Origin of the sequence: Fodinibius roseus (genome assembly GCF_900129315.1) — a bacterium.
In the GTDB taxonomy this organism is placed as follows: Bacteria; Bacteroidota; Rhodothermia; order Balneolales; family Balneolaceae; genus Fodinibius; species Fodinibius roseus.
Genome location: NZ_FQUS01000048.1, coordinates 1 through 8,545, shown reverse-complemented (window position 1 = coordinate 8,545; position 8,545 = coordinate 1). Strand labels below are relative to the sequence as shown.

Sequence of the window (8,545 nt, the reverse complement as noted above, 5' to 3'; positions counted from 1 at the left end):
ACCCAGGAAGTTCCTATCAATGGAAGAACCGAGTTTGAGATAGAAATGGTATCGCAAGCTATTACCGGCGAAGAAATGGTCGTAGTTGGATATGGAGAGCAAAGTAAAAGTAATATAACATCATCCATTAGTTCAGTCTCAGCGGAAGATCTTGAGAATCAACCTGTTCAGCAATTTGGTCAGGCATTACAAGGAAAGGTAGCAGGAGTACAAGTTGTACAAAGCTCAGGTTCCCCGGGTGCCCCATTGTCTGTCAGAATTCGGGGAATAGGGACAGTTAATAGTAGTGAACCGTTATATGTAGTTGATGGTAATGCTGGCGTTGATCCTGCTGATGTGAATCCAAATCAAATTGAGTCTATAGAGGTATTAAAAAGTTCATCTGCTGCTGCTATTTATGGAGCTCGGGGTGCCAATGGTGTAGTTTTAATAACCACCAAGAAAGGAGTTGCAGGAACTTCGAATTTAGAAGTCAATTATTATACTGGTATTCAACAAGTACATAATAGAATCGATATGATGAATGGTGAGCAATTTGCAACTACATATAATAAGGCTTTAATCAATGCAGGTATCGACCCTTTGTTTGAAAATATTGGATCACTGGGAAAAGGAACTGATTGGCAAGATGCTGTTTTTAGAAACGCCTCCGTGAATAATGTGGATTTATCTATAAATGGAGGCTCTGAGCAAGGTTCATATTATATTGGAGGGGGGTACTATCAACAAGAGGGAACAGTTTTAAAATCTGATTATGAACGACTTAGTTTCAGAGTAAATTCCGAATATGAGGTGAATTCGATTATTTCTTTGGGAGAGAATTTAGTGGTCAATTATTCGAAGCGGAACAGTATTCCAGGTGAATACGGTAGTCGAAGCATAGTTCCTCAATCATTGCGAATGGATCCAACTGTTCCTGTTAAAAATTCGGATGGAAGTTGGGGTTATCCAAATTTTTCAGATGCTCAAAATCCAGTAGCACAGGCTGCATTCGTCGATAATACTAATACAGTAAGGCCTGCTCTAAATGGAAGTATATATCTTGATTTTAAACCGACAAATAATCTGATTTATCATAGTCAGGTTAACATCAATTTAAAATCTTCGGGCAATAAACAATTTACTCGTACCTATGATGTAGGTCCTTTACAACGGAACCTTGTAAGTAGTTTAAGTCAAAATGAAAGTGAATCCATTTACTGGGACTGGAACAACACATTAACTTATGATGCAAGTTATGGATCTCATGATATAGAAATTTTAAGTGGTATTACAGTGTTACAAGAAAGAGTAGAGAATATATCTGCTAGGGGGCAGGATCTACCTTTAAATGCAAATGAAAATTCAACGTTACGATATTTAAATTTGGCTCCAGATGGTCAAGTAGTAGGTGGAGGAGCGGGAGAGTACGGTCTGTTATCCTTTTTAGGAAGAGTAAATTATAATTATAACAATACCTATTTGTTTACAGGCAATTTTCGGGTTGATGGTTCTTCTAAATTTGGCAGTAATAACAGGTATGGACTGTTTCCATCATTCTCAGCAGGATGGAGGATGTCCAATGAAAATTTTATGAAAAAATTAACTTTTATAGATGATTTTAAAATAAGAGGAGGATGGGGTATGCTAGGTAATCAGAATACTCTCCCAAACTATGCTTTTGTCAGTTCCTTGACTCCTGATCTTGTATATGTATTTGGAGAAAATAGCAATCAAGGTCAGGCACCTGTCAGTGTTGCTAATCCAGATTTAAAATGGGAAACTACTACTGAAACGGAATTTGGATTTGACTTCACTGGTTTTGAAAATCGTATTACATTATCGGGAAGCTATTATTATAAAAAAACTTCCGACATGTTGTTACGTGTTCCTGTTATGGATGTTTCTGGAATTCTACAGCCACCATTTGTTAATGGGGGAAATATCGTAAATAAAGGTATTGAAATCGCTCTTGGCTATCAAAAAACAACTCCAGGGGATTTTTATTACGATATTTCGGTTAATATTAGTAGAAATACTAACGAAGTTACAAAGCTAAGCAATCAGAGAGCTGCTATCTTTAGTGGAGTTGGGAGGACTGTTGTAGGTGGATCTGTAGCTGATTTTTATGGATACAAGGCAGACGGTATATTTCAGACTCAGCAAGAAGTAGATAGTCATGCTTTTCAGACGTCAGGGACGGCTCCAGGAGATATTAAATTTAAAGATATTAATGATGACGGTGTAATTGATCAGGATGATAGAGGTACTATTGGTAATCCTTGGCCAGATATGACATATGGCTTAAATTCCAATTTTAATTGGGAGGGATTTGATCTAAGACTGTCATTACAGGGTACGCTTGGGAATGATGTTTTTGCAAGCTGGAAGACTTTTACACAAGGCAGTAATTTCTATAATTATGATACTCAAATGCTTAATGCCTGGAATGGAGAAGGCACCAGCACTACGACACCTAGACTTAATACAAATGATCCAAATGATAATTTCAGAGCTTCTTCATATTTAGTCGAAGACGGATCGTATCTACGTCTGAAAAACTTACAAGTGGGATATACGATACCCTCTGGATTTATTTTGAACCAGATAAATAAGCTACGAATATATTTATCAGCTCAAAACTTGTTAACATTAACCAATTATGAAGGCTACGATCCGGAAGTTGGAGTTATTCCTGGTGCTCCACTAAATGTAGGAGTTGATAATGCTCGATATCCAATTTCCCGAACTGTTACATTGGGTATAAGTTTAGGTATTCAATAGAAATAAGTAAAATATGAAAATTAATAATAAGGGAAATATTGAAATGAAGATTATAACTTATTTATTGGTAGCTGCTATACTGACAGTGGGATGTAGTGAAATTTTAAACAAGGAACCTCTTGGTGAAGTATCTGAAAGCTCTGCTTATACATCCGATAATGATGCTTCTCAATCTTTGACTTCAGTTTATCATGTACTTTTAGAGTTTCCCAGTCTATTCCGCTATGGAATTTTTGATATTGCATCAGATGATGCGAGGAAAGGAGGTGAAGGTGCTAGCGATGGGGCATGGATGAGAGAATTTTCTCACTATACTCTTAATTCTGAGAATGAGATAGCGGGATGGATTTGGGAATACTCTTATTTAGGTATTAATCGTGCCAACCGTGTTTTGGAAAATGTTCCTGACATTGAAATGGATCAAAATAAAAAGGATCGTATTCTAGGAGAAGCTAAATTCTTAAGGGCTTTCTTTTATTTTTATCTTACTACCTTATATGGTGATGTTCCACTAATAACAGATTCTCAAGTTAATACTAATGAAGTTGAACGTACATCAAAGAATTTGGTATTAGAGTTAATTTATCAGGATTTGAGAGATGCAAGCGAGGTATTACCTCTCAAAAGTCAACTGTCAAATCAAGAATTGGGTAGAGCTACAAAAGGTGCAGCTCAAGCTTATTTGGGAAAGGTATTTCTATATCAAGGTAATTTCCAGAATGCTGAATCTTGGTTTCAAAGAGTAATAGATTCAAACGAATATTCTCTTGACTCAAAATATGCTAGGATTTTTAATATTGAGGGAGAATTTGGGCCAGGAAATATCTTCGAATTAAATTTTAGGTTCGACCCGCAGTTTCCATCAGTAGCTAATGCGGGAACCATCAGAAGAGGAAGCGCAGGAATGTATGGCTGGGGGTTCTCCAATCCAACTCAAGATCTTGTTGATGAGTTCGAACCTAATGATCCTAGATTTCAACAAACCGTTTTTCAGGATGGAGATACTTTGCCTGATGGTAAGATTGGAGACGTCGGAAACAGCGAAACAGGCTATAGTAGTATGAAGCCATATATGAGTGAAAGTGAAACCCCTCCTACAGGCTCTCCTCGTGATTCCGGCATTAATGAGGTTTTGTTACGATATGGGCAGCTCTTACTGTGGTATGCGGAAGCTTCAAATGAAAATGGTAAAACTGATCAGGCATTAAATGCTCTGAATAAAGTGAGAGAACGTGCAAGACAAGGGAATACTAATATATTACCAGATGTTAGTACTACTGATAAAGATCTCTTGAGAGAGAAAATTTGGCATGAAGAGCGTGTTGAGTATGCAATGGAAAACAAGCGTTGGTTTGATTTAGTTCGGCAGGGACGGGTAGGTGAAGTACTTAGAAATTATTCGGAAAAATATAATACTAGCAAAGGAGGAAATTTTCAAGATGGGATTCATGAACTATTCCCCATACCTCAGTCAGAGATAGATTTAAGTCAAGGTAACTTAGGACAAAATCCAGGTTATAATTAACTATAACTGTGTGGTTACTGTTTACAATAAGAGACTACTGATGAATAATTAATATAATCAATTTGTAACATACATAATATATTCCATAGCCGGTCTGAACTGGTATATATTCAGAGAGTGTAAAATTGCGAAAATGCTTTAGGTAGTAGCAGTAAGTAAAATTGCCTCCTTTACCTTATTTGAATTAATTAATCATCAAAATAGAAACTATATAACTAAGTCATACCCGTTCTTGCCAGTGAATTTTGATTATTTCACGTGTTATTTAAAAAAAAATGTTACGAAGTTTGTCCAAGTCCGAAATTCATATAAATGTTTGTATACTGATCTTACAACTATGCTTTAATTTTACCATTATTGGTTGTTCTATAGATCATTCTTCACACAGGGATTCATTGTTTAAAAATGTATCTTCATCGATCACTAATATTACCTTCAGTAATGATATAAAAGAGAATGATTCACTTAACATTATTTTAAAAGAATATATATATAACGGTGGGGGCGTTGCTACGGGTGATATAAATAATGATGGCTTGTCAGATTTATTTTTCTCGGGTAATGAAGTATCCAGCCGTCTTTACATGAATAAAGGGGAGTTAAAGTTTGAAGATATTACTGAAGAAGCTGGATTAATCAACGAGGGTTGGGCTACAGGTGCAGTAATTGTTGATATAAATGGGGATAGATATAAGGATATATTTGTAAGCCAAAGCAGTATTGGTGGGTTAAGAGAATCAAGAAATTTGCTATATATAAATAACCAAGATAATACATTTTCTGAAGTTGGGGATCAGGCAGGAATTGCGGAAACAAACGATGCTACACAGGGGGCATTTACTGATTATGATAAAGATGGAGATTTAGATTTGTTCTTGATTACACATGAGTATGATGATTTTAATCCGAATATGATACGTCCCCGAAGAACGAAGGGTAGTTCTCCTAATACCGATGTTTTGTTCAGAAATGATGGTATGGCAGAAAAAGGTAATTATCCGATCTTTACAAATGTTTCAGAAAAGGCAGGAATTCAATATGAAGGATATGGATTAGGAGTTATAATCAACGATTTTAATCAGGATAGCTGGCCTGATTTTTATGTTTCCAACGACTATATATCAAATGATGTATTGTATGTTAACAATGGTGACGGAACGTTTACTAATAAAATAAGTTCATGGATAAGGCATCAGGCAGAGTCGTCAATGGGAGTAGATGCGGCTGATTTTAATAATGATGGCTGGGTAGATATCATGACGGTCGATATGCTAATGCCGGAGAATAAACATCAAAAGTTGATGACAGGGGATATTGATTATGGTCGATACAAACAGTTGCAAAACTATGGATATGAGCCCCAATTTCTTCGGAATATGCTGCAGATACACAGAGGTTTGAGCCCCCATGGAGAGCCATATTTCAGTGAGGTCGGGCAATATGCGGGCATCTATAAAACAGGATGGAGCTGGAGTCCTTTATTTGCGGACTTTGATAATGACGGACTCAAGGACATTTTTGTCAGTAATGGTTTCCCGAAAGATGTCACTAATTTAGATCTTTTAAATTACTGGACTATGCAGATCAATAATCCTAATAATGATTTAAAATCCTACTTGGATAAAATTCAGGAATATATGAATGATCTGGAGGGACTCAGGGAAGAAAATTTTCTTTTCCACAATGAGGGGAACCTGATATTCACCGATAGTTCCAGAGCTTGGGGAATGTATGAGGAAAACACTTCAAATGGCGCTGTATATGTCGATCTTGATAATGATGGTGACTTAGACCTTGTAACCAATAATTTGAATGAGGAGGCTGATATTTATAGAAATGATCTTATTAGAGATCAAGAGAATATATTAGGGCATAATTTTTTGAAAATAAATTTAAAAGGTGCGGGGGAAAACCGTGATGGGATTGGCAGTAAAATCTGGTTATATGTAAACAGAAGATTACAGTATTTGGAACATAATCCAACTCGTGGTTATATATCCGCTATGAATTCTACTTTACACTTTGGGCTTGGGGAACAAAATAAAGTTGATTCTCTAAGGGTTAAATGGCCTTCGGGTATACAGCAGGTGGTACATTCTATTAAGGTAAATAGGACAATTACTTTAAAAGAACAAGAGGCTTCAATTTATGAGAATAAAAAGGAAATCGAGAGGCAAATCTTATTTAACGAGGTAAGTGAAGAGCTTGATATAACTTTTAATCATGATGAAAAACCTTACAATGATTTTAGGTATTCTCCTTTAATTCCTCAAAAATATTCAAAACTCGGCCCTGGAATTACTGTTGGTGATCTTAATATGGATGACAGGGAGGATTTTTTTATAGGTGGGGCTTATCGTCAATCTGGCAAGTTTTTTTTCCAAACTGCTGAGGGCAAATTTAGGTCAAAACCCATAACTGATGGCGATAAAAAAGAAGAAGATATGGGAGTGCTTTTCTTTGACTATGACAAAGACGGTGATAACGATCTATATGTTGTGAGCGGAAGTAGTGAATACGGTCCCACTTCAAAATATTACCAGGACCGATTATATATAAATGATGGGAAGGGTAATTTTGAAAGGAGTAATAAAGTTATCCCACTAACTAATTCCAGCGGATCATGTGTAGTAGCTGCAGACTATGATAAAGATGGTGACCTGGATTTGTTCAGGGGAGGTAGAATTAGTTTGACCCTTTATCCCAATTCTGCTAGAAGTTATCTTTTTGAAAATGACAATTTATTTAAAGATGTAACAGAATCAGTTTTAGGTCTGTCTAAAATAGGATTAGTAAGTGACGCGATATGGACAGATGTCAATAATGATCAATGGCAGGATCTTATTGTGGTAGGTGAATGGATGCCTATTACCATTTTTCAAAATGTAAAAGGATCTTTAAAGAAAAAAATAACACTTCCATATAAAGGATGGTGGAATTCCATAACTGCAGGTGATTTTGATAATGATGGAGATACAGACTACGTCATAGGTAATCTTGGTATGAATTCCCAATACCGAGGTACCAAAAAAGAACCAATGCAAATTGTTTATGGGGACTTCAATAATGATGGTTACATAGATGGAATAATTAATGTTTTCAAAGAGGGAGTAAATAATATCAGAAAATCCTTTCCAGTACCACCTCGAGATGAGCTGATAAAACAATTGAGTTATTTTCGCAAATTTTACGATGACTATGATAACTATGCCTCAGCCAGTATGGAAGATATATTGTCTCATTTAAAGTCTGAAGAATACCAAATATTGTTAAGTAACGAGACAAGGAGCATGTATTTGGAAAACCAAAGTGATTTTCAATTTAAGGCTTCTTCCCTTCCGTATGATGCTCAACTTGGTCCTGTTTTTGGAATGCATCCTTATGATTTAAATGATGATAATAATCTAGATTTAATTATAACTGGAAATAACTATAACACAGAAGTGATGACTGGCCAATATGATGCTTTTAATGGATTAATACTTTTGGGAGATGGGGATGGAAATTTTGAAAAATCAGATCTTCCGGAGACTGGTTTTTATGTACCGGCCGATGCTAAGAGCTTAGCAAGTATGTATAAACCTAATGGAGAAGTAATGATGTTGGTTGCAAGAAATGATTCTACTCTCTTAGCATTTGATGCTACGGAATATTCCAAAGAAAAAATGATTTTCAAACCAAACAAAAATGATGCTTATGCTGAAATATATTATGTAAATGGTCAAAAACGAAAAGTTGAATTTTATTACGGGAGCGGATATTTATCGCATTCCTCAAGGAAGCTCAGTGTGAATAATAATGTTGAATATCTTGTAGTGTACAAATATAATGGTGATGCCAGAAAAATACATTTTTAATAATGCCTGGATCACGCACAATAAATTTCCAATATATAATGGAAATATTTCCCACTCTTTCTGATAGAAGATAGATTTTTGAATTTGATACGGGACAATTGCCACATTGTCGTTTCTATATTGTTGAAGTATGAAGGATAGTAATTAAGTAATTAGAAGCGGTCAAAAAATAATATCCTGTCATTTATTATCAGATCCTTTCTATGCTATGCCTTAAAAAAGGCAATTATAAGGTAAAAAATGAATGTATTTAGAAAATTTCGATCATATATACGATCGCTTTCTTGAATATCAATCACAAAAAAATAGATATGAAAAAGATACAATGGATTATGATGGTATTAATAGTGTTGTTGGTCATGCAGGGGGCTAAGGCACAAGGTTCGTCATCCTCAGATGA

At 35.6% G+C, this 8,545-nt stretch carries 3 protein-coding genes; all 3 read left to right on the top strand.

Annotation, left to right across the window (positions count from 1 at the left end):
* On the top strand, window positions 1–2,763 hold a 2,763-nt coding region (locus BUB16_RS20735; RefSeq protein WP_139240408.1), incomplete at its 5' end, for a SusC/RagA family TonB-linked outer membrane protein.
* A gap of 13 nt (window positions 2,764–2,776) precedes the next feature.
* Entirely contained in the window at window positions 2,777–4,288 is a 1,512-nt protein-coding gene (locus tag BUB16_RS20730) for a RagB/SusD family nutrient uptake outer membrane protein (RefSeq protein ID WP_073068728.1), read from the top strand.
* A gap of 395 nt (window positions 4,289–4,683) precedes the next feature.
* The gene (locus tag BUB16_RS20725; RefSeq protein ID WP_170864486.1) at window positions 4,684–8,145 is read left to right on the top strand and encodes a VCBS repeat-containing protein; all 3,462 of its coding nucleotides are present in this window, start codon (window positions 4,684–4,686) and stop codon (window positions 8,143–8,145) included.
* Window positions 8,146–8,545 lie beyond the last annotated feature (400 nt).